This window comes from Stenotrophomonas sp. YJH_SMC_110 (assembly GCF_059369255.1).
Genome location: NZ_JCAFSM010000003.1, coordinates 280,864 through 303,709, shown reverse-complemented (window position 1 = coordinate 303,709; position 22,846 = coordinate 280,864). Strand labels below are relative to the sequence as shown.

The following is a 22,846-nucleotide window of genomic DNA, read 5'->3' as shown; positions in this document are numbered from 1 at the left end:
CGGATGCTGCTGATGCGAGGCCAGCTTGGTCCGGCCGATGTTAGCCGGCCGTCATCAATCGATGAACTGCAGTCGTGCCAGTTCAGCGTACAGTCCGCCTTCGGCCAGAAGCTGGGCATGGGTACCTTCGGCCACGATGCGGCCCCGGTCCATCACCACGATGCGGTCGGCCTTGAGCACGGTGGCCAGGCGGTGGGCGATGACCAGCGTGGTGCGACCGGCCATCAGCCGCTCCAGCGCCTGCTGCACGCTGTGCTCGCTCTGTGCGTCCAGCGCGCTGGTGGCTTCATCGAGCAGCAGGATCGGCGCGTCCTTCAGCAGTGCGCGGGCAATCGCCACGCGCTGCTGCTGGCCACCGGACAGGCGCGCACCGCGTTCGCCCAACTCACTGTCGTAGCCCTGCGGCAACGCGCGCAGGAAGCCATCGGCCTCGGCCGCACGCGCGGCAGCTTCGACCTCGGCGTCACTGGCCTGCAGGCGGCCATAGCGGATGTTGTCGCGCGCACTGGCCGCGAACAGCGTCGGCTGCTGCGGCACCAGCGCCAGCTGCGCGCGCAGCTCGGCCGGATCGACCTGGCGAACGTCGATGCCATCCACGCAGATGCGGCCGCTGGCCGGATCGTGGAAGCGCAGCAGCATCGACAGCACCGTGCTCTTGCCCGCGCCCGACGGGCCGACCAGGGCCACCGTCTCGCCCGGGCGGACATGCAGGTTGAAGTGGTCCAGCGCGGCCTGGTCCGGACGTTGCGGATAGTGGAACACCACGTCGTCGAACTGGATTTCGCCGCGCAATGGTTGCGGCAGAACGTGCGGCTGCGCCGGCGCACGGATCTCGATGTCTTCCTGCAGCAGCTCGCCAATGCGGCCCATGCCACCGGCTGCACGCTGCAGTTCGTTCCACACTTCGGCCAGCGCGCCCACCGAGCCGCCGCCGATCAGCGCGTACAGCACGAACTGCCCCAGCGTGCCGGCACTGAGGCGCCCGTCGATGACATCGTGCGCGCCCAGCCACAGCACGCCAACGATGGCGCCGAACACCAGCAGGATGGCGCTGGCGGTGACCAGCGACTGCGCACCGATGCGTCGGCGCGCGGCGCCGATGGCATCGCCCAGTGCCTTGTCGAAGCGTCCGCGCTCGTAAGGCTCGCGTGCATGTGCCTGCACCGTGCGCACGGCGCCCAGCGTCTCGCTGGCCAGGCTGTTGGCATCGGCGATGCGGTCCTGGCTGCTGCGTGCAACCGTGCGCAGCTTGCGCGCGCCGATGATGATCGGCAGTACCGCCAGTGGGATGCCGAGCAGCGACCATGCCGCCAGCCTGGGGCTGGTGACGAACAGCATGGCCAGGCTGCCGACCACGGTGACGCTGCTGCGCAGGGCGACCGACATGGTCGAGCCGACCACGCTGCGCAGCAGTTCGCTGTCAGCGGTCAGGCGCGAGACCAGTTCGCCGCTACGGCTGCGGTCATGGAAACCGGCACCGAGCTGGATCAGGTGTGCGTACAGGCGGCTGCGCAGGTCGGCCACGACTTTTTCGCCAAGCAGCGACACGAAGAAGAACCGTGCGGCCGTTGCCAGTGCCAGCACCACCGCCACCAGCATCAGCAGGGCGAAGGCACGGTTGATCTGGCCACCGCTGGTGAAGCCGTGGTCGATCATCTGCTTCACGGCGGGGGGCAGGCTCAGCGTGGCGGCCGAAGAGACCGCCAGCGCCAGCAGCCAGGCGGTGAACAGCCCGCTGTGGCGGCGCACGAACGGCCACAGCGTCCTCAGGCTGCCGAGGCGGCGCAGCGGTGGGGCCGAGGCGGGGGCGTCGTCCTTGTCAGTCATCCTGGTCGTCGTCTTGTATGCGGATACGGTCACGGGTGGCGTCGCGCAGGCGGATTTTCAATGCATCGACCTGATCGGCCGGCAATTCGACCCGCAGGCACACGCCGTTGGCATCGAACTCTTCATCGCGCTTCACGGCGCCGAAGCTGGGAAGGGTGGCATGCAGGGTGCCCAGATCCTCGAAGCCGGCCAACAGCTGCAGCCGGGCCATCGCCACCAGCGGCAAGCGCGGGGCGGTACGCAGGCATTCGGCGGCGGCGCCACCGTAGGCGCGCACCAGTCCACCGGCGCCCAGCTTGATGCCGCCGAACCAGCGCGTCACGACCACCATCACCCGGTCGAAGCCCTGGCCGTCGATCGCAGCCAGGATCGGCCGCCCAGCGGTGCCGGCGGGCTCGCCATCGTCACTGGAGCGGTAGTCCTGGCCGTGCCGGTAGGCCCAGCAGTTGTGGGTTGCGTCGGCTACGGCCACCTGTTGCAGGAACGCCAATGCTGCCGCGGCGCCATCGATCGGCGCGGCATGGGCAATGAAGCGGCTGTGTTTGACTTCCAGCGTGTGGCTTACCGGCTGGGCGAGGGTATCGGGCATTCCCGCCATTCTACGGGGTCGCCGGAGGTCACTGCCCGCTTCAGTCGTCCAGCAGCGGGCGCAGGTCGCGCGGCAGGCGCGCTTCCGGATACTGCTGCACATAGCGCTCCAGGCTGGCGCGGGCCAGGTCGCGCTGGCCGTCATCGCGGCGCGCGCGGATCTTCTGTAGCCACTGCCGTCGCGGCAGCTGTGCATCGGCGTCCACCTCGGCCTGCACGGCATCCGCACTGAGCCGCGCGTCGGCGCCGCGGCGCATGACGCCGGGCGCGGAGCGGCTCGGGGCCTGCCGCTTCATCGAGGTGATCTCTACCCGATCCAGTGCCTGCGCCCGTTCTGCATCGGCAGCGTTGGCCACTGGCGCCTCGGCGGTGCGTGCTTTCAGCGCCCCTGCCGGGGCCGGCGCCAATGCCGGTGCAGGTGCCGAATAGGCAGCCGGTGCGGGAGGCGCGGGCGGTGCCGCTGCCGGTGCGGTGGCCAGACCAGGCGGGAGCGCCGCAAAGGACGTATCGGCGGCCGCATCCGCTGCCATCGATCGTGCAGCCTGGGCCGGAGCTTCAGCAGTCTCGGTCGGCGCAGGCTTGGCTACCCGCGCGACGGACGGCGCCGGGGGAGCGGCAACAGGGGCCGCCTCGGGTGCTGCAGGTTCGGTGGCCGTTTCCGATGCGGCAACCGCGCTGTCGGCTGGACTGCTCCCAGCGGCCTGATCGGCGGCCGCGACGTCTGCCGCAGCGGGCGCCGCGGCAACAGCGGCCTCGCCTGCCGGAACCGGCGGCGGTTCCGGGCGCAGCTGCCAGGCGATGCCGATGGCGAACACCATCGAGGCGGCGATGCCGAACACCGCCGGCCAACGCGGACGTGTGCGCTGCCTGCGCGGCGCCTCGGCGGAGACAGCAGCATCGGCCGCCGGTGCGTGCACGGCAGCGCGCGCCGCGGCCAGGATGGTGGCGTCCAGCGCGGCCGGCGGGGCCTGTTCGACGCGACGGCCGAGCAGGCGCGCCAGCTCGCGTTCTTCCGGCGTCAGCGGTTCGTCTCGGTTCATGCGTTCAATCCCGCACGCAGCTTGTCCATCGCATAGCGCAGCCGCGATTTCACGGTTTCCCGGCCTACGCCGGTGATCTGGCCGATCTCCTCCAGGCTCAGTTCCTGATCCAGCCGCAGCTGCAGCACTTCGCGCTGCTCGGGCGGCAGTTGCTCCATCGCCAGCTGGATGCGGCGACGTTGTTCGAATTCGGAAAGCTCGGCTTCCGGGGTCTGCCCGTCCTCGATCGCGGCCAGGCGCAGGTCGGCGTCGGCCGGTGCGGCAGGGCGATGGCGAGCGGCCCGCCAGTGGTCGTTCAGGCGGTTGTGGGCGATGCGGAACAGCCAGGTGCTGAATGCAGCGTCAGGCTGCCAGCCCGCGCGCGCGCTGATCACCCGCTGCCAGACATCCTGGAAGATCTCCTCGGCCAACGCGTTGTCGCGCAGTTGCCGCAGCAGGAAGCCGAACAGGCGCTTGCGATGGCGTGCATACAGGCTTTCGAACGCGCGCAGGTCGCCACCGGCCCAGGCCAGCATCAAGGCTTCATCGGTTGGCAGTGCGCTGGCTTCCACGGCGTACAGGGTAAGGCCTGCAGGCGGTGGCGCATAGCCGGTGACGGGGGCGGGCAGGGCGAGGTTCATGGCGTGGAAGCGGCTACGGGCAGGAGGAAAAACGTACGGGCGCACGATTCGGGGTTTACGGGCTTCCATTGCCCCCCGGGTGGCGCGCTATGCTCGGCGGCTCAGGGGAGGCGACGCACAGACGGCGCCGAGAGATTGTCATTTGTCCACGCACGTTGAACCGGCGGAAGAGCCACCACACGAGGCCGTGCTGAGCACGGCGCTGGTGCGCGCATTGCATGCGCTGCTGCCGGACTCGGCCGTGGTCCGCGTTGGCTGGGATGACCCGCAGCTGGGCCGCGGACAGGGCGGCTGGCCGGCTGTCGCGGCGGCCGACGCGTTGACGGTGCCCGGCGTGGGCAACGGTTGCCATGGCTGGGAATATGACGGTGCCCGCCTGCAGTTGTCGGTCGAAGGTGCCGTGCCTTCAGCGGCGTGGTGGGGGCTGGCCCGGCAGGCCATGGAGCTGGCGCTGCAGCGCGGTCGCCAGGCCGGGCAGATCAAGGCGCTGGAAGAAGCTGAACGGCTGCAGCAGGCGCTGTTCCAGATCGCCGATCTGGCTGGCGCCGACCTCGAGATGTCGGAGATGCTGCGTCACGTGCACGGCGTGCTTGGCACGCTGATGTACGCGGAAAACTGCTACATCGTCGAGTACGACGATGTCCGCGACCAGATCCGCTTCCTGTACTTCGCCGACCAGGTCGATGACTTCGTCGCCGATCCGTCGCAGAGCCATGACGCCGATGAGATGCCGCGCAGCCTGACCGTGGCGTTGCTGCGCCACGGCAAGCCGCTCAGCGGCCCCTCGCGCGAGTTGCTGGCGCGCGTGGTCGAGCAGGAGCACGACCCGCAGCGTGGACCGGAGAGCCTGGACTGGCTGGGCGTGCCGATGCTGCGCGATGGCCGGGTATGCGGCGCCATCGTGGTGCAGAGCTATGAGCTGGCGGCCCGTTATGGCGAGGCCGAGCGGGCGCTGCTGGGTTTTGTCGCGCAGCACGTGCAGACCGCGATGGACCGGCGCCAGGCGCAGGTCCGGCTGGAACAGCAGGTGGAGCGGCGCACGCTGGAGCTGCAGCGTGCCAACCACAGCCTGCAGGATGAAGTGGCCGAGCGCCGCCGCGCAGAGCAGCTGCAGACCGCGCTGTACAACATCGCCGAGATGGCGATGTCGGCCGACAGCCTGGCCCAGTTCTACGGGCAGGTGCATGGCGTGGTCGGGCGCCTGCTTGACGCGCGCAATTTCTATATCGCGCTGGTGAACGGGGCCGGCAGCGGCCTGGACTTCGTCTACTCGGTGGACGAGCACAACGCCAGCCGTGCGCCACGCCCGTTCAGCCGCGGCCTGACCGAGTACGTGGTGCGCAACCGGCGTCCGTTGCTGGCTTCGCGGCAGCAGATCGACGCACTGCTGGCCAGCGGTGAAGTGCGCGAATCGGGCGCACGTTCGCATTGCTGGCTGGGTGTGCCGCTGCTTCGCGATGACGAGGTGGTCGGCGCGATCGTGGTGCAGAGCTACAGCGAGAACAGCACGTTCAGCGTGCACGATCAGCGCTTGTTGACCTTCGTTGCACAGAACATCGGAACCGGGCTGGCGCGCCAGCGCGACCAGCAGCAGCTGCGTTCGGCGCATGCCGAGCTGGAAAAGCGCGTGGAGGAACGTACCCGCGAGCTGGCCGAGGTCAACGAGAAGCTGCTCGGGCAGATCGGCGAGCGCCTGCGTGCCGAGCAGCGCCTGACCCATCAGGCCATGCACGATGCGCTGACCGGCCTGCCCAACCGCCTGCACCTGCTTGATCGCCTGCAGGATGCGCTGGCGCTGGCCAAGCGCGAGGGTGGGCCGGTGTTCGCCGTGCTGTTCCTCGACCTGGACCGCTTCAAGCTGGTCAACGACAGCATCGGCCACGCTGCCGGCGATCGCATGCTGGTGGAGGTGGCCAAGCGCATCGTATCGATGGCCGGCACCGATGACGTGGTGGCGCGGCTGGGCGGCGATGAGTTCGCGGTGCTGCTGCAGTGTCCGCAGGGGCTGGCACAGGCGCTGGAGTTCGGCCAGCGCCTGTTGCTGGTACTGCAGGAATCGATGTGGATCGCCGGGCGCGAACTGTTCCCGTCCGGCAGCCTGGGCATCGCCTTGTGGAACCCGCGCTACCGGACCGGTGAAGAACTGCTGCGCGACGCAGACGCGGCGATGTACCGGGCCAAGGCGCAGGGTCATGACCGCTGCGCGATCTTCGACGAAGACATGCGCGAAGAAGCGATGCGCAGCCTGGACCTGGAAGCGGATCTGCGGCGTGCGATCAACAACCGCGACTTCGTGCCGTTCTACCAGCCGATCGTGCGCCTGTCCGATGGCGAAGTGGTGGGGCACGAGGCCTTGCTGCGCTGGCGCCACGAGCGTCGTGGCCTGTTGCTGCCCGGGGCGTTCCTGGAGCTGGGCGAGGAAAGCGGCCTGATCGAGCAGGTCGACTGGCTGATCTACGAACAGGTCATCGTGGGACTGGCCGAAGGCGGCCACGGCTATGTCTCGGTGAACGTATCGCCACGCCATTTCCGCTCGGCCGAGTTCAGTGGCCGCCTGTTCGGTCTGCTCGATGCATGCGGTGCCGACCCGCGCCGGCTGCGCCTGGAGATTACCGAGGTGGCGCTGCTGGATGATGGCCCGCACACGCTGCGCATCCTGCAGGGCCTGCGCGAGCGTGGCATCCAGGTGCAGCTGGACGATTTCGGTACCGGCTTCTCGGCGCTGTCCTACCTGCACCGCTTCCCGATCAGCACGTTGAAGATCGACCAGAGCTTCATCGCCGGCCTGCATGGGCCGGAAGTGCAGAGCACGCGCGCGCTGGTCGAGGGCGTGCTGTCACTGGCCCGCACCTTGGGCATCGAAACCATCGGCGAAGGCATCGAGACCGAAGCGCAGCGGCAGACGCTGCGCGAACTTGGTTGCGACTACGGCCAGGGCTACCTGCTGGGCCGCCCGGCGCCGTGGGACGGCGCGGTGGCCTGAGCCACCGCGCCGGGTCGCCTCAGCGCAGGGCGGAGCGACGCTTCTCGTCGATCCACTTGGAAGCCTGGGCCGGCTGATAGTTCTGCATCCACTCCAGCATTTCCTCGATGTCCGAGCCGTACCACAGGTCCTGGCGCTGGTCCGGATGCAGGAAGCGCTCTTCCACCATGCGATCGATCATGCCGATCAGCGGGGCGTAGAAGCCTTCCACGTCGAGGAAGGCGCATGGCTTGTTGCCGATGCCCAGCTGGCGCCAGGTCAGCATCTCGAAGATCTCTTCCATGGTGCCGAAGCCGCCGGGCAGGGCGACGAAGCCATCGGCGAGGTCGAACATGCGCGACTTGCGCTCATGCATCGAACCGACGATCTCCAGTTCGGTCAGGCCGCGGTGGGCCACTTCCCAGTCGGCCAGCTGGCGCGGGATCACGCCGGTCACCTCCCCGCCGGCGGCGAGCACGGCATTGGCCACGGTTCCCATCAGGCCGACGTTGCCGCCGCCATACACCAGGCGCAGGCCGTCACGGGCGATGCGATCACCCAGGGCAATGGCGCGTTCGGTGTAGGCCGGCTTGCTGCCAGCGTTGGAACCACAGTACACACAGATCGATTTCATGGATCTTCCTGTCTCTTGGCCGGAAACGAAAACGCCCCGTCGCCAACCGCAGGGCGGTCAGGGACGGGGTGTCGGTGGATTATGAGGCCTTGACAGGCCTTCTGTAGAACCGAGCCACGCTCGGCTGCGCTTCGTTCAGATCGCGGCAAAGGCTGAGTCGAGCATGGCTCGACTCTACAAACGCCAAGCAGGCTTACGCGGCAGCCGCCTGTTCGCGACGCGGGCCTTCACGCAGGGCGCGGCCCACCATGCCGACCAGCAGGTCCAGCTCATCGCTGTCCATGCCGAAGTGCGGGGTGAAGCGCAGCGAATTCTCGCCGCCGTGGATCACGTTGATGCCGTGCTGGCGCAGCCATTCCTCGGTGGAATTGGCGCCGTAGCACTTGAACTGCGGGGCCAGCTCGCAGGAGAACAGCAGGCCGGTGCCCTGCACCTTGGTGATCAGGCCACCCAGTTCGCTCTTGAGCTGTTCCAGCTTGCGCACGGCCTCGGCACCGCGCTCGGCGATGTTGGCACGCACCTGCGGGGTCAGCTGCGCCAGGGTGGCACAGGCCACGTCCAGCGCGCGTGGGTTGCTGGTCATGGTGTTGCCGTAGATGCCCTTGCGGTACAGCTGCGCGGCGTGCTCGGTCACCGCCAGCACCGACAGCGGGTACTGCGCGGCGTTGAGCGCCTTGGAGTAGGTCTCCATGTCCGGCGGATCCAGGCCTTCGAAGCCCGGGTAATCGACCACCGACAGCACGCCATGCGCGCGCAGGCCAGCCTGGATCGAGTCCAGCAGCAGCAGGCTGCCGTGCGCACGGGTCAGCTCACGGGCCACGGCATAGAACGCCGGCGGCACCGAACGGCCCGGGTCGCCTTCGCCCATTACCGGTTCCAGGAACACCGCCTCGATGAACCACTGGTTGCGTGCGGCGTCCTCGAACACATTGCGCAGGCCGGCCTCGTCGTACGGCGCCACGGTGATCACCGAATCCTCGCCGCGGTAGCTGGCCAGGTGCTGCATGTAGCTCTTGCGGCTGGAATCGGAATACAGGGCAGGGCGGTCGGTACGGCCATGGAAGCTGCCCTTGACCACCACGCGCTTGATCGTGGCACCGGCGTGGCGCGCGCCCGGGTCGGTCTGCAGCTTGGCGTTGACGTCGGCGATGCGCGCGGCCAGGCCCACCGCCTCGGAGCCGGAATTCAGGCACATGAAGCGCGCGAACGGGCAGCCGCCACGGCGGTGGCCGATCTCGGCGCGCAGGGCCGTGATGAAGCGCTGCTGCGACAGGCTGGGGGTCATGATGTTGGCCATCACCTGCGGGCGTGCCATCGCCTCCAGCACGGCATCCGGGGTGTGCCCGAAGCCGAGCATGCCGTAGCCGCCGGCGTCGTACAGCACCGCGCCCTTCAGGGTGACCACCCAGGGGCCACGCGCGGCCAGCGCCACGTACGGGGTCACTGCATCATCGGCGTAGAAATTGACGAAGCCGTCCTGCATCGCGTCGATCTGCGCCTGTTCGTCCCGCGCCAGCAGCGGCCCCAGGTCGGCCTGCACGCGCGCGAACTCCTCGGCGGCGGCATCCACTGCGGCGATCAGCTGCGGGTGGCGGACGGACAGGGCGGTCAGGGTGGCGTCGTCCAGGCCGGTGGTGAGGCGGGTGCCGGGCTGGGTGCGCAGGGGGGCGAGGCGTTCGATGAAGCTCATTGCAGATCTCCTGAAACGATGGGTCGCACGGGCCTTCAAAAGCAAAACGCGCGTCAACGCGCGCTTGGGGGCAGGCTCGTGCAGCGGACTTCCGACTCGATGCTAGCACTTGTTTTTTTGCGCGATAACCCCGCAAAAACCTGCTGCATAGCAGCATTTTGCGCGACGTTCGCCGCGAAGCACGCCGGCTCGCAGACGCTGGACGTACAATGCGCGCCATTGTCGACCTGTTGCCGCCCACTGCCTTGAAGAAGTCCGATTTCAACTACGACCTGCCGGCCGAACTGATCGCGCAGGCGCCCCTGGCCGAGCGTTCCGCCAGCCGCCTGCTGCTGGTGCCGCAAGCCCCCGCCGCGTTCACCGACCTGCAGGTGCGTGACCTTCCGTCGCTGCTGCAGCCGGGCGACCTGCTGGTGTTCAACGACACCCGGGTGATCCCGGCGCGCCTGTTCGGGCAGAAGGCCAGCGGCGGCCGCGTGGAGATCCTGATCGAGCGCTTGCTCGGCGGCCAGCAGGCCCGTGCCCAGGTCGGCGCCAGCAAGTCGCCGAAGGCCGGCAGCCGCATCGCGCTGGATGCCGGTGGCGAAGCCGAGGTGCTGGGCCGCGATGGCGAGTTCTACGTGCTGCAGTTCCACGTGCCCGAGTCGCTGGAGCAGTGGCTGCTGCATGCCGGCCGCCTGCCGCTGCCGCCGTACATCCAGCGCGAGCCGGGCGTGGACGACCGCGAGCGCTACCAGACCGTGTTCGCGCGTGAAGTGGGCGCGGTGGCGGCACCGACCGCGGGCCTGCATTTCGACGAACCGTTGCTGGCCGCACTGAAGGAAAAGGGCGTGGAGTTCGGCCACGTCACCCTGCACGTGGGCGCGGGCACCTTCCAGCCGGTGCGTGCCGAAGACCTGAAGGACCACGTGATGCACCGCGAGTGGCTGAATGTCGGTGCCGAACTGGTGCAGCAGGTGCGGCGCACGCGCGCCGCCGGCGGCCGCGTGATCGGCGTCGGCACCACCGTGGTGCGCGCGCTGGAAAGCGCGATGCGCGATGGCGAGCTGCTGCCGTTCGCCGGCGAGACGCAGATCTTCATCACCCCCGGCTACCGCATCCGCAGCGTGGACGCGATGGTGACCAACTTCCACCTGCCGGAAAGCACGCTGCTGATGATGATCTCCGCGTTTGCCGGCAAGGAGCGCGTGTTCGAGGCCTACCAGCACGCGATCGAGCAGCGCTACCGCTTCTTCAGCTACGGCGACGCGATGCTGCTGTTCCCGCAGGCGGGGTAGCGCGCCCCGGGAGGGCAGGATCCCCCTGTGGGTGCGCACCTTGGTGTGCACGCCTTCTTGGGAGACAATAGGCAACTATTTGCCCCAATGACCGCTCCATGTCCCGACTGCAGTTCCAGCTCCAGACCCGCGACGGCCGTGCCCGCCGTGGCCGCCTGACCTTCCCGCGTGGCACGGTGGAAACGCCGGCCTTCATGCCGGTGGGGACCTATGGCTCGGTCAAGGGCATCCTGCCGGACCAGGTGCGCGCGCTGGGCGCCGAGATCATCCTCGGCAATACCTTCCACCTGTACCTGCGCCCGGGCCTGGACATCATCGCCGACCACGGCGGCCTGCACGGCTTCTGCCGCTGGGATGGCCCGATCCTGACCGACTCCGGCGGCTTCCAGGTGTTCTCGCTGGCGCACCGCCGCAAGATCACCGAGCAGGGCGTGACCTTCGCCTCGCCGACCGACGGCGCACGGGTCTTCCTCGGTCCCGAGGAGAGCATGAAGATCCAGAAGGTGCTCGATTCGGACATCGTGATGATCTTCGACGAATGCACCCCGTACCCGGCCACCGAGGACGTTGCCCGCCGTTCGATGGAGCTGAGCCTGCGCTGGGCGCAGCGCAGCCGCAACGCGCATGACGAACTGGGCAACGACGCGGCCCTGTTCGGCATCGTCCAGGGCGGCGTGCATACCGACCTGCGCAGCCGCTCGGCCGATGCCCTGCAGGCGATCGGCTTCGACGGCTACGCCATCGGCGGCCTGGCCGTGGGCGAGCCGGAGCACGAGCGCAACGCCATGCTCGACCACCTGGACCCGGAGCTGCCGGGCGACCGCCCGCGCTACCTGATGGGCGTGGGCCGGCCGGAGGACCTGGTCGAGGGTGTCGCACGTGGCGTGGACATGTTCGATTGCGTGATGCCGACCCGCAACGCCCGCAACGGCCACTATTTCACCTCGTTCGGCACCGTCCGCATCCGCAACTCCCAGTACGCGCGCGACATGGACCCGATCGAGCCGGGTTGTGGCTGCGTGGCCTGCACCGGCGGCTACACCCGTTCCTACCTGCGCCACCTGGACCGCTGCAACGAGATGCTGGCGCCGATGCTGGGCACCCTGCACAACCTGTTCTACTACGAAAAGCTGATGGCCGACATCCGCGCGGCGATCGAGGCGGGAACCTTCCTGGCCTTCCGTGAGTCCTTCTACGCGGCACGCGGGGCGGTGGCCCCGCCGCTGTAACCCGAACGCCCCCTGCCAAACGGCCCAAGGACGAACGCCCGGGGCCGTGGCATACTCCAAGGCTGACCCAGATCCGCGGTCGACACCCCCGTCCCTGAAGGGACGGGAGCGCCGCCCAACCAAAGGACCAACGATGAACCTGCTTGCTTTCCTGATTCCCGCCGCCCACGCCCAGGCCGCCGGCGGCCAACCGCAGGGCATGGGCCTGACCACGCTGCTGTTCCCGATCGTCCTGATCGCCATCATGTACTTCCTGATGATCCGCCCGCAGATGAAGCGGCAGAAGGAACACAAGTCCATGCTGGAGAAGATCAAGCGTGGCGACGAAGTGCTGACCAACGGTGGCATCGCCGGCAAGGTCACCGACATCGGCGACAACTTCATCACCATCGAAGTGGCCGAGAACGTGCGCATCCGCGTGCAGAAGGGCGCTGTCGGCAGCGTGCTGCCGACCGGCACCCTGGATTCGGCCAAGTAAGCCACTCCCTTTCCGAAGCACAACCGCGGCGCCGGGGATGGCGCCGCGCGGGACCCAAGCAATGCTCGAATTTCCACGCTGGAAGTACGTCGTCATCCTGATCGTACTGGCGCTCAGTGCGCTGTACGCGCTGCCCAACATCTACCAGAAGGACCCGGCCCTCCAGATCACCGCCAACCGTGGCGGGCAGATCGACGATGCGCTGCGCGACCGTGTGCTGGCCGACCTGAAGAAGGCCGGGGTCACTGCCATCGGTGCCGAAAAGGAAGGGGAAAGCCTGATCGTCCGTCTGCCGGACCTGAAGTCGCAGTCTGCGGCCAGCGATGCCCTGCGCGACACCGTCGGCGAGAAGTACACGGTGGCCCTGAACCTGGCCTCGACCGTGCCGGACTGGCTGGCCCGGCTGGGCGGTCGCCCGATGGTGCTCGGCCTGGACCTTCAGGGTGGCGTGCACTTCGTGCTGCAGGTCGACCAGAAGGCCGCCCTCGACAAGCGCCTGGATGCCTACACCGAAGACGTGCGCAGCACCCTGCGTGACGCCCGCATCGCCTACCAGTCGGTGGAGCGCCGTGCGGACAACAGCATCGTGGCCAACCTGAGCCCGTCCGCCGGTGACGACGCCGCGCAGCGTGCCCGTGCCGCCCTGGTCAAGGCACAGCCGACGCTCGGCTATGACGTCAGCGGCAACCGCATTACGGTCACCGTGCCGGAGACCGAGATCACGCAGATCGCCAACGGCGCCATCGAGCAGAACATCAACACCCTGCGCAACCGCGTGAACCAGCTCGGCGTGGCCGAGCCGATCATCCAGCGCCAGGGTGCCGACCGTGTGGTCGTGCAGCTGCCGGGCGTGCAGGACACCGCCGAAGCCAAGCGCATGATCGGCGCCACCGCCACCCTGGAGTACCGCGCGGTGGTCGAGGGCAATGCGCAGGACGCCATCAATTCCGGCCGCATCCCGCCGGAAGCGAAGGTCTACCAGCAGCGTGATGGCCGCGGCCCGATCCTGCTGAACAAGCGCGTGATCGTCACCGGTGACCAGATGGTCGGCGCGCAGGCGGTGACCGATTCGAATAGTGGCTCCCCGGCCGTCAGCGTGACGCTGAACAATGTCGGCGGCCAGCGCATGTTCGACTTCACCAGCGCCAACGTGAACAAGCCGATGGCGGTGGTCTACACCGAACGCGTGCCGACCGTGACCGTCGTCGACGGCCAGGAAGTGCGTGGCTTCAAGGTCAACGAGGAAGTGATCTCGGTGGCCAACATCAACGGCGTGTTCGGCAAGAACTTCCAGACCACCGGCCTGCAGAAGAAGGAAGCCGAGGACCTGGCCAAGCTGCTGAAGTCCGGCTCGCTGGCCGCGCCGATGGACTTCGTCGAAGAGCGCGTGGTCGGCCCGAGCCTGGGCGCCGAGAACGTCAAGAACGGCATGCGCGCGGTGGTGTTCGCGTTCCTGTTCACCCTGGTGTTCTTCAGCATCTACTACCGCATGTTCGGTGTGATCACCTCGGCGGCGATGCTGTTCAACCTGCTGATCGTGGTGGCGGTGATGTCGCTGTTCGGCGCCACCATGACCCTGCCGGGCTTCGCCGGCCTGGCGTTGTCGGTGGGCCTGTCGGTGGACGCCAACGTGCTGATCAACGAGCGTATCCGTGAAGAACTGCGCGCCGGCGTGCCGGGCAAGACCGCGATCGTGACCGGTTACGAGCGTGCCTCGGGCACCATCCTCGACGCCAACCTGACCGGCCTGATCGTCGGCGTGGCGCTGTTCGCATTCGGTACCGGTCCGCTGAAGGGCTTCGCGCTGACCATGATCATCGGTATTTTCGCCTCCATGTTCACTGCGATCACCGTGTCGCGTGCGCTGGCGACGCTGATCTACGGCCGTCGCAAGAAGCTCCAGAACGTGGCCATCTGACGGGACGACACGCACAATGAAACTGTTTCCGCTGCACATCCTCCCGAACGACACCAAGATCGACTTCATGCGCTGGCGCCATGTCGCCATGGCAGTCACCATCGTGGTGTTCCTGGCCTCGGTCGCCATCATCGGCATCAAGGGCTTCAACTACGCACTGGACTTCACCGGCGGCACCCTGATCGAAACGCGTTTCGAGAAGGCCGTGGACGTCGAGCAGGTCCGCGCCAAGCTGGAGCAGAACGGCTTCGACGGTGCCCAGGTGCAGAGCGTCGGTGGCAATACCGACCTGCTGATCCGCCTGGCGCCGCACGGCGAGCATGCGCCGGGCACCGGTGATGCCGCTGCCGAGGACAAGGCCACCGCCGCGGCCGTGGTGAAGGTGCTGTCCAGCGCCGACAACCAGGCCACGGTGATGAGTACCGCATTCGTCGGCCCGCAGATCGGCAAGGACCTGGCGAAGAACGGCCTGTACGCCACCATCTTCATGCTGGCCGGCTTCCTGATCTACATCGCGGTGCGCTTCGAATGGAAGTTCGCGGTCACCGCCAGCATCGTGGCGATGTTCGACCTGATCGTGACGGTCGCCTACGTGTCCCTGCTGGGCCGTGAGTTCGACCTGACCGTGCTGGCCGGCCTGCTGTCGGTGATGGGCTTTGCGATCAACGACATCATCGTGGTGTTCGACCGCGTCCGCGAGAACTTCCGCAGCCTGCGCGTGGACTCGATGGAGGTGCTGAACCGTTCGATCAACCAGACGCTGTCGCGTACGGTGATCACCGCGGTGATGTTCTTCCTGTCGGCGCTTGCCCTGTACCTGTACGGCGGTGCGTCGATGGAAGGCCTGGCCGAGACGCACATGATCGGTGCGGTGATCGTGGTGCTGTCCTCGATCCTGGTCGCGGTGCCGATGCTGACGATCGGCTTCCTGCGCGTCAGCAAGCAGGACCTGCTGCCGAAGGCGAAGGACGTCGAGGCCCTGGCCCGTCGCCCGTAAGCATCTGCTGCATGCGGCACACAGAGAACCCCGCGCAAGCGGGGTTTTTTGTGTGCAGGGCTTGCAGCCCTGCACCTGCGGTAGTGCCGGCCGCTGGCCGGCAACAGCAACAGCAACAGCAACAGAGTGCATTCCGTGGTTGGGCGGGACGGTGTCGGAGTGCGGGGACGCCGCAAGTACGTCCGTGTAGGCTCGGTCGCCGCATCCATGCGGCTGACACCCCGCACTCCGACACCGCCCCGCCTCTGACAGATTCCTGCGGCTGTTGGTAGGTGTCGACCTTGGTCGACACATCTGTCAGATATCGATAATCAAACTGGAATCAGATCTACCGTGTCGACCAAGGTCGACACCCACCAGAGAAGAATGCTGTCCCGACAGGTCGCGGAAATCTGTCGAAGGCGGGGTGGGTCCGGTTGCGGGGCGTGAGCCGCATGGATGCGGCGACCGAGCTTACATGGACGTACTTGCAGCGCCCCCCCGCAACCGGATCCACCCCGCCAACCCACAGGAACCCCGCTTTTGACGCTGCTGTTGAGGTTGCCGGCCAGCGGCCGGCACTACCGCGTGTGCAGGGTGCAACCCTGCAAAGAGAAACCCCACCCTACGCCAGCGTCGGTTGTGCAATCGTCCCCCGCGCACTACGATCCTGCGGTTCGCGCGCGCAGGCGCGCGCCCGTATTCCTGCTGAGCGCCCCGTGCGCCGCATCTGCCAACCCGAGGTATCCATGGTCATCAAACCGCGCGTCCGCGGCTTCATCTGCGTCACCACCCACCCGACCGGCTGCGAGGCCGCGGTCAAGCAGCAGATCGACTACATCCGCGCGCGCCCACCGATCCAGAACGGTCCCAAGCGGGTGCTGGTGATCGGTGCCTCGACCGGCTACGGCCTGGCCGCGCGCATCACCGCTGCCTTTGGCAGTGGCGCCGCCACCCTCGGCATCTTCTTCGAACGGCCGGGCAGCGAGACCAAGCCGGGCACGGCGGGCTGGTACAACTCGGCTGCGTTCCACAAGTACGCCGACGAAGCCGGCCTGTATGCCAAGAGCATCAACGGCGATGCCTTCTCCGATGAAGTGAAGGCGAAGACCATCGAAATGATCAAGGCCGATCTCGGCCAGGTCGACCAGGTTGTCTACAGCCTGGCGGCGCCGCGCCGCAAGCATCCGAAGACCGGCGAGATCATCAGCTCCTCGCTGAAGCCGATCGGCGAGCCGATCACCCTGCGTGGCCTGGATACCGACAAGGAAGTGCTGACCGAGACCCACCTGCAGCCGGCTACCCCGGAAGAGATCGCCGGTACCGTCGCGGTGATGGGCGGCGAAGACTGGCAGATGTGGGTCGACGCGCTCGCCGATGCCGGCGTGCTGGCCAACGGCTGCACCACCACCGCCTTCACCTACGTGGGCGAAGAGATCACCCAGGCGATCTACTGGAATGGCTCGATCGGTGCGGCCAAGAAGGACCTGGACACCAAGGTGCTGGGCCTGCGCGAGAAGCTGGCCAAGATCGGTGGCGATGCACGCGTATCGGTGCTGAAGGCGGTGGTGACCCAGGCCAGCTCGGCCATTCCGACCATGCCGCTGTACCTGTCGCTGCTGTTCAAGGTGATGAAGGAAAAGGGCACCCACGAAGGCTGCATCGAACAGCTGGACGTGCTGTACGACATCCTCTACGGCGGCAAGGCCGAGGGCGTGGCGATCGATCGCCTGCGCCACGACCTGGTCGATGGCGATGGCCGCACCGTTGCGCTGATCGACGAGGAAGGCCGCCTGCGCGCCGATTACAAGGAAATGGCCGCAGATGTGCAGGGCAGGGTGGTCGCGCTGTGGCCGCAGGTGACCAACGAGAACCTGTACGAGATCAGCGATCTGGCCGGCTACAAGGCCGACTTCCTGCGCCTGTTCGGCTTCGGCGTGGAGGGCGTGGATTACGAGGCCGACGTCAATCCGGACGTGAAGATCGAAAATCTGGTCGACATGACCTGATCAACGAAAAGGCCGGCGAACGCCGGCCTTCTCGTTTGTGTAGAGCCGAGCCATGCTCGGCTGCTCTTCGCTTGAGTCCCGCAGCCGAGCGTGGCTCGGCTCTACAGAGAGGCGTCACCCGAACTCGAAGCCCATCTCCGGCAGCGCCGGGCCGACGAAGTCGCCCTGCACGTAATCCACGCCGGCACTGAACAGCAGCGTCATCGAGTTGGCATCGCTGACGAACTCGGCAATGGTGCGGATACCCGCTTCCTGTGCGCGCGCGGTGATCTGGCTGATGCGGTCGATGTTCTCGCGCGTGGCGGCCAGGTCGCTGGTGAAGCCCCGGTCCAGCTTGAGGAACTGCGGCTGGAAGTGGGCCAGCAGCTGGAATGAATCCAGCCCCGAACCGAACTGCTCCAGGCCGATGCGGCAGCCCAGCGGCGCCACTTCGGCTAGGAACTGCTGCGCACTGCGCAGGTGGGTGAAAACCTTCGCTTCCGGCGCATGCAGCCACAGCCGTTCGCCGGGCACGCCCTGTGCCTGCAGTTCGCGGCGCAGCGTGGCGATCATCTGCGGGTCCTCGAACGATTCCGGCGTCACCTTCACCAGCACCTGGGTGGCGTTGCCTTCGCGTGCCCGCTGGCCGAGCACCGCGATGGCCTGCGAGACCACCCAGCGATTGATGTCGGCCAGCAGGCCGTGTTCCTCGGCGATGCCCAGGAACGCGGTCGGGCTCAGCAGCTCGCCATTGTTCTCCAGGCGCAGGTAGGCCTCGTACAGCTCCAGTGGCTCGCCCTGCAGGTTCAGCACCGGCTGGTAGTGCAGCTGGAAGCCGTCGCCGGCCAGCGCCTCGCGGATGCGCGCAACCCAGCGCTGTACGCGTTCTTCCTCGACACGGTCGGCGGCAGCCGGGTCGAAGATGCGGCAGGTGTTGCCCAGTTCGGCGGCGGCCTGGGTGCAGTCGCTGGCGCGCGCCAGCACCTGGCCGATGCTGGCGATCTTCTCGCCCACCTGCACGCCACCGATGCTGACCGTCACCGTGGCCGAGCGTGCGCCGATGCTGAAGACATGTGCGGCATAGGCTTCGCGGATGCGCTCGGCCAGCGCCACGGTCTGCGCGTAGGGCCCGGCCTGCAGCACGGCGAAATTGTGTTCGCCGAAGCGGGCCAGTTGCGCGTCCTCGCCGACCACCTCGGCCAGCAGGGCGGCGAGAGCGCCGATCAGGATGTCGGCCGACGCCAGGCCGATATCCGGCAGCAGGCGCGCGTAGTGGTCAGGCTCGATCAGCAGCAGGCCGAACTGACCCTCGCTGCGCCCGGCCTGGGCCACCGCGCTTTCCAGCTGCAGCATGAAGGTCGGGCGATTGAGCAGGCCGGTGACCTGGTCGCGCTGGCGCAGGTCCTCGACCTCGCGTGCCAGCTCGGGGTCGAACTCCATGCGGCGGCGGAGCACCACCTGCAGGCAGGACTCGCCCTCGTAGGTGGCCGCGGCAAATTCCATCGTCGCCGGGAAGGAACTGCCGTCCTCGTGGCGCGCGTCGAGCTGGTACTGCGGCGGCGGCGCCTCGCCACGGCTGAGGCCTTTGAGCAGCTGTTTGAAGCCCTCCACGTGCTGGGCGGCGACCATGTCCAGCAGCGAAATGCCTTCGATGTCCTCGAAATGATCGTAGCCGAACATCTCCAGATAGGCGTCGTTGGCGCGGATGTGCATGCCTTCATGCACATAGGCGATGGGGTCGCGCGAGGAGGCGATCAGCGCGTCGCAGCGGCGCTCGGTCTCGCGCATCTGCGCCTCGATCCGGCGCAGGCCGCGACGCGCCTGCAGGTCGACCCACTGGTCGCGGACCACGGCGAGCAGATGCTCGGGGCGCTGGCGCAGGGCGAGGGCGCGGATGCCATGGCTGCTGGCCTGCACCAGTTCGTCCTCGTCGATGCGCTCGGCCAGCAGCACCAGCGGGATGTCCTTGCCGCTGGCGGCGATGTGCTGGGCCGCCAGCTGCAGCGGGATGCCCTGCGAAGGCGAGGCCAGCACCAGGTCGATGGCCTGGCTGGCCAGCACCTGGGCCAGCTCGGCCGCATCCTGCGGGCGCCACGGGCGTACCGCGATGCCGCTGTTGCGCAGGGTGCTGACGATGGCTTCGGCATTCTCGCCGCTGTCATCGACGATCAGCAGGCGGATGGTGATGTCGTTCGCGTTCTGCATGCACTGCTCCCCAATCTGCGAATCTAGATACACGATGCGCGGCGAACCGTCCATGCGCGCACCCCTGGCGCGCGTCGAACGGCGAAGTGGTTCACACCACGCCGCCCGCTGCGTGGCCGCTGGCCCAGGCCCATTGGAAGTTGTAGCCGCCCAGCCAGCCGGTCACGTCCAGCACCTCGCCAACGAAGTGCAGGCCGGGCACGCGCTTGGATTCCATCGTCGAGGATGACACTTCGGCGGTGTCCACGCCGCCCAGGGTGACCTCGGCGGTGCGGTAGCCTTCGGTGCCGCTGGCCACCAGCGGGAATGCGCCCAGCAGCTGCGCGGCCTGGCGCAGCACCGGCTCGTCCAGCTGGCGCACGGGCCGGTCGGGCAGCCAGTGCTCGCACAGGCGTTGCGCCAGCCGCTTCGGCAGTACCTCGCCCAGCACCGTGCGCAGCTCGGCGGCCGGGCGGTCGCGCTTCATTTGGCGCAACCACTCGCCGGCATCCTGGCCCGGCAACAGGTCCAGCTCCAGCGCATCGCCGGGCTGCCAGAACGACGAAATCTGCAGGATGGCCGGGCCGCTTACGCCACGGTGGGTCAGCAGCATGAAGTTCTGGAAACTCTTTCCGTTGCAGCGCGCCTCGATCGGCAGTGCGACGCCGCTGAGGTCGGCCAGCCGCTCCTGGTGCTTGCCGCTGAGGGTCAGCGGCACCAGCCCGGCGCGGGTCGGCAGTACCTGGTGGCCGAACTGGCGGGCCACCTCATAGCCAAAGCCGCTGGCCCCCATGCTGGGAATCGACAGGCCACCGGTGGCAACCACCAGCGAGGCGCAATGGAACAGGCCCTGGGTGGTGTGCACGCGGAAACCATCGCTGCCGTGCTCGATGCGCTGCACGCTGCACTCGGTACGGATCTGTACGCCGGCCGCCTGGCACTCGTCCACCAGCATCTTCACGATCTGCTTGGACGAGATATCGCAGAACAGCTGCCCCAGTTCCTTTTCGTGATAGGCGATGCCGTGCTTGTGCACCAGCTCGATGAAATGCCAGGGCGTGTAGCGGGCCAGCGCCGACTTGCAGAAGTGCGGGTTGGCCGACAGGAAGTTGGCCGGGGTGGTGCCGGTGTTGGTGAAGTTGCAGCGGCCACCGCCGGACATCAGGATCTTCTTGCCGACCTTGTTGGCATGGTCGATCACCTGCACCTGGCGGCCGCGCTGGCCGGCAGTGATCGCGGTCATCAGCCCGGCTGCGCCGGCACCGATGACCACCACATCGCAACGGATGGTGCTCATGCCTTGGCGCGCTTGCGCCAGTCCGGGATCACGTCGAGCTGGATCTGGTCGTTGAGCAGCTGCACTTCGCCGTCCTGGATCAGCACGCTCCAACGCATGGCACGCTGGATCTGCTGGCCCCAGCGCTCGACGAATTCGCCGTCCAGAGCGACCACCGAAAGATTGTCGAAGCGCGCCAGGCCCTTGCCCTGCTTGCTCCACCAGATCTCCGAGGCGTTGCCGCCGTAGTTGACCACCTGCACCTGGCGGCTGCGATTGCTGGCCTTGCGGATGCGCGATTCGTCCGGATGGCCCAGGTCGATCCACTGCAGGATGTCGCCGGTGTAGTCGTGTTCCCACAGATCGGGCTCGTCATCGGTACTCAGGCCGCGGCCGAACTCCAGGCGATCGCCGGCGTTCAGCGCGAAGGCGAGCAGGCGCACCATCAGGCGCTCGTCGGTCTCGGACGGATGCTGGGCCAAGGTCAGGTTGTGGGTCGCGTAGTAGCCGCGATCCATGTCGCTGATCTGCAGTTCGGCCTTGCGGATGGTGGCGGTAAGAGCCATGGGGGATCCGTGGACTAAAGAGGACAATGATAGAGGTTTGCTCCGGGGGTGTCCGTGGCCGGACTGTCTGCGCACCGTCAACGGTGGCACTCTTGCGCTCTTTCCCGTGGCCGGAGTGGACGCCATGATCTTGCCCAGCCGGCTGCAGCTGCCGCCCGGCCCCTGGATCAGCCTGCTCGATGGCCTGTGTGCGCGATTCCCGCGCATCGCGCGCGCGCAATGGCAGGATCGCTTCGCGCGCGGCCGCGTGCTGGACGCACAGGGCAGGGCGCTCACTGCGGACATGCCCTGGCAGGTCGGGCTGGACATCCAGTACTTCCGCGAGGTGGCCGACGAACCGGTGATCCCCTTCACCGAAACCATCGTCCATCTGGATGCGCACCTGCTGGTGGCCGACAAGCCGCATTTCCTGCCGGTGACACCGGCGGGCGGGCATGTACGCGAGACGCTGCTGGCGCGGCTGGTCGCCCGCACCGGCAATGCCGATCTGGTGCCGCTGCACCGGCTGGATCGGCTGACGGCCGGGTTGGTGCTGTTCTCGACCCAGCGTGCGTCGCGCGATGCTTACCAGCGCCTGTTCCGTGAGCGGCGCATCGAAAAGACCTATGAGGCCTTGGCACCGGCGCTGCCGGGGCGGGAGTTTCCGCTGCAGCGGTACAGCCGCCTGGTGCCGGGCGAGCCGTTCTTCCGCATGGCCGAAGTGCCCGGCGAGGCCAATGCGCGCAGCCGGATCGAGCTGATCGAGGCCGAAGGGCCGATCTGGCGCTACCGGCTGCTGCCGGAAACCGGCCGCAAGCATCAGCTGCGCGTGCACATGGCCATGCTGGGGGCGCCGATCATGGGTGACGACCTGTACCCGCAGCTTCGGCAACGGGCACCGGACGTAGCCGAGGCGCCGCTGCAGCTGCTGGCGCGGGCCCTGGCTTTCGATGACCCGTTGAGTGGTGCACGACGGATGTTCAGCAGCGGCTGCAGCCTGAGCCTTCCGGCTTAGGGCGGCCAGGCGCTCAGCGGGCCGGGCGTCGCGCCAGCCAGCGGTCCAGCTCGGCGGCGAACAGCTGCCGGTCGCGGGGGCCCAGGGGCGGCGGTCCGCCGGTCTGGACCCCGGCGCCGCGCAGTTCCTCCATGAAATTGCGCATCGACAGTCGCTCGGCCATGTTGTTCGGTGTGTACAACTGGCCGCGCGGGTTCAGCGCGACGGCCTGCTTCTCCAGCACCAGCGCGGCCAGCGGGATGTCCTGGGTGACCACCAGGTCCCCCGCGGCGACCCGCTCGACGATGGCGCTGTCGGCCACGTCCAGCCCCTGCGGCACCTGGATCGAGCGCAGCCAGCGCGAGGGCGGGGTGCGGATCCACTGGTTGGCGACCAGGGTCAGTTCGATCCCGACCCGTTCAGCCGCACGGAACAGGATGTCGCGGATGACGGTGGGACAGGCGTCCGCATCCACCCAGATGCGGGGAGAGGCGTGTTCAGCGGGGGTTTCAGCTTCAGTCATTTACCCAGTGTAGGGTAGGAAAAACCTGAATGGGGACTCGGAGTTAGCCGCGAGAGGCTGCCAACCCTTGTCACGCCTAGCGGGTGACGTATTCCCA

General features: G+C 67.7%; 18 protein-coding genes. 8 read left to right on the top strand and 10 right to left on the bottom strand.

The features are described from left to right. Positions 1-54 precede the first annotated feature (54 nt). From AC5P6H_RS08525 to AC5P6H_RS08510, 4 genes are read right to left on the bottom strand one after another with little or no spacing between them, the layout of a single operon-like run. Entirely contained in the window at positions 55-1,827 is a 1,773-nt protein-coding gene (locus AC5P6H_RS08525; protein ID WP_495202524.1) for an ABC transporter transmembrane domain-containing protein, read from the bottom strand. After that, complete coding sequence (locus AC5P6H_RS08520; protein ID WP_495202523.1) at positions 1,820-2,416, bottom strand: IMPACT family protein; 597 nt, start codon at positions 2,414-2,416, stop codon at positions 1,820-1,822. Before AC5P6H_RS08520 ends, AC5P6H_RS08525 begins: the two co-directional genes overlap by 8 nt. A 40-nt stretch (positions 2,417-2,456) precedes the next feature. After that, the gene (locus AC5P6H_RS08515; RefSeq protein WP_495202522.1) at positions 2,457-3,455 is read right to left on the bottom strand and encodes a hypothetical protein; all 999 of its coding nucleotides are present in this window, start codon (positions 3,453-3,455) and stop codon (positions 2,457-2,459) included. Then, complete coding sequence (locus AC5P6H_RS08510) at positions 3,452-3,970, bottom strand: RNA polymerase sigma factor (protein WP_229653773.1); 519 nt, start codon at positions 3,968-3,970, stop codon at positions 3,452-3,454. Before AC5P6H_RS08510 ends, AC5P6H_RS08515 begins: the two co-directional genes overlap by 4 nt. A gap of 247 nt (positions 3,971-4,217) precedes the next feature. On the opposite strand from AC5P6H_RS08510, the gene AC5P6H_RS08505 reads away from it, so the two are divergent. Next, complete coding sequence (locus AC5P6H_RS08505; RefSeq protein ID WP_495202521.1) at positions 4,218-7,058, top strand: bifunctional diguanylate cyclase/phosphodiesterase; 2,841 nt, start codon at positions 4,218-4,220, stop codon at positions 7,056-7,058. Positions 7,059-7,077: 19 nt separating this feature from the next. On the opposite strand, the gene AC5P6H_RS08500 is transcribed toward AC5P6H_RS08505, so the two are convergent. Together AC5P6H_RS08500 and AC5P6H_RS08495 are read right to left on the bottom strand one after the other, a co-directional pair. Beyond that, positions 7,078-7,671, bottom strand: coding sequence for an LOG family protein (locus AC5P6H_RS08500; RefSeq protein ID WP_014036864.1), 594 nt, complete (start codon positions 7,669-7,671; stop codon positions 7,078-7,080). Between the two features lie 193 nt (positions 7,672-7,864). After that, complete coding sequence (locus AC5P6H_RS08495) at positions 7,865-9,361, bottom strand: aminotransferase class III-fold pyridoxal phosphate-dependent enzyme (RefSeq protein ID WP_495202520.1); 1,497 nt, start codon at positions 9,359-9,361, stop codon at positions 7,865-7,867. 209 nt (positions 9,362-9,570) lie between these two features. On the opposite strand from AC5P6H_RS08495, the gene queA reads away from it, so the two are divergent. The 6 genes from queA (at position 9,571) to fabV (ending at position 17,248) form a co-directional block, all read left to right on the top strand. Next, the gene (queA, locus tag AC5P6H_RS08490) at positions 9,571-10,638 is read left to right on the top strand and encodes a tRNA preQ1(34) S-adenosylmethionine ribosyltransferase-isomerase QueA (protein WP_014646825.1); all 1,068 of its coding nucleotides are present in this window, start codon (positions 9,571-9,573) and stop codon (positions 10,636-10,638) included. A 98-nt stretch (positions 10,639-10,736) separates the two neighbouring features. Beyond that, positions 10,737-11,867 (top strand): tRNA guanosine(34) transglycosylase Tgt, encoded by a 1,131-nt coding sequence (tgt, locus tag AC5P6H_RS08485; RefSeq protein WP_014646826.1) that lies wholly within the window; start codon positions 10,737-10,739, stop codon positions 11,865-11,867. A gap of 133 nt (positions 11,868-12,000) precedes the next feature. Continuing rightward, positions 12,001-12,345: a preprotein translocase subunit YajC gene (gene yajC, locus AC5P6H_RS08480; protein WP_495202519.1), complete on the top strand. Its 345-nt coding sequence runs from the start codon at positions 12,001-12,003 to the stop codon at positions 12,343-12,345. Positions 12,346-12,406: 61 nt separating this feature from the next. Continuing rightward, positions 12,407-14,263 (top strand): protein translocase subunit SecD, encoded by a 1,857-nt coding sequence (gene secD / locus AC5P6H_RS08475; RefSeq protein ID WP_075077178.1) that lies wholly within the window; start codon positions 12,407-12,409, stop codon positions 14,261-14,263. A gap of 16 nt (positions 14,264-14,279) precedes the next feature. After that, entirely contained in the window at positions 14,280-15,260 is a 981-nt protein-coding gene (gene secF, locus AC5P6H_RS08470) for a protein translocase subunit SecF (protein ID WP_014646828.1), read from the top strand. Positions 15,261-15,988: 728 nt separating this feature from the next. Next, positions 15,989-17,248, top strand: coding sequence for an enoyl-ACP reductase FabV (fabV, locus tag AC5P6H_RS08465; protein ID WP_495202518.1), 1,260 nt, complete (start codon positions 15,989-15,991; stop codon positions 17,246-17,248). A gap of 114 nt (positions 17,249-17,362) precedes the next feature. On the opposite strand, the gene AC5P6H_RS08460 is transcribed toward fabV, so the two are convergent. From AC5P6H_RS08460 to AC5P6H_RS08450, 3 genes are all read right to left on the bottom strand, one after another. After that, the gene (locus AC5P6H_RS08460; protein WP_049441903.1) at positions 17,363-19,432 is read right to left on the bottom strand and encodes an EAL domain-containing response regulator; all 2,070 of its coding nucleotides are present in this window, start codon (positions 19,430-19,432) and stop codon (positions 17,363-17,365) included. A 91-nt stretch (positions 19,433-19,523) separates the two neighbouring features. After that, positions 19,524-20,708, bottom strand: coding sequence for a BaiN/RdsA family NAD(P)/FAD-dependent oxidoreductase (locus AC5P6H_RS08455; RefSeq protein WP_032960467.1), 1,185 nt, complete (start codon positions 20,706-20,708; stop codon positions 19,524-19,526). Continuing rightward, complete coding sequence (locus tag AC5P6H_RS08450) at positions 20,705-21,253, bottom strand: YaeQ family protein (RefSeq protein ID WP_014646832.1); 549 nt, start codon at positions 21,251-21,253, stop codon at positions 20,705-20,707. Before AC5P6H_RS08450 ends, AC5P6H_RS08455 begins: the two co-directional genes overlap by 4 nt. Before the next feature lie 124 nt (positions 21,254-21,377). Here AC5P6H_RS08450 and AC5P6H_RS08445 point away from each other — a divergent pair, with 124 nt between their 5' ends. After that, positions 21,378-22,247 (top strand): pseudouridine synthase, encoded by an 870-nt coding sequence (locus tag AC5P6H_RS08445; RefSeq protein ID WP_495202517.1) that lies wholly within the window; start codon positions 21,378-21,380, stop codon positions 22,245-22,247. 13 nt (positions 22,248-22,260) lie between these two features. On the opposite strand, the gene AC5P6H_RS08440 is transcribed toward AC5P6H_RS08445, so the two are convergent. Next, entirely contained in the window at positions 22,261-22,749 is a 489-nt protein-coding gene (locus AC5P6H_RS08440) for a YaiI/YqxD family protein (RefSeq protein ID WP_014646834.1), read from the bottom strand. Between the last annotated feature and the right edge of the window lie 97 nt (positions 22,750-22,846).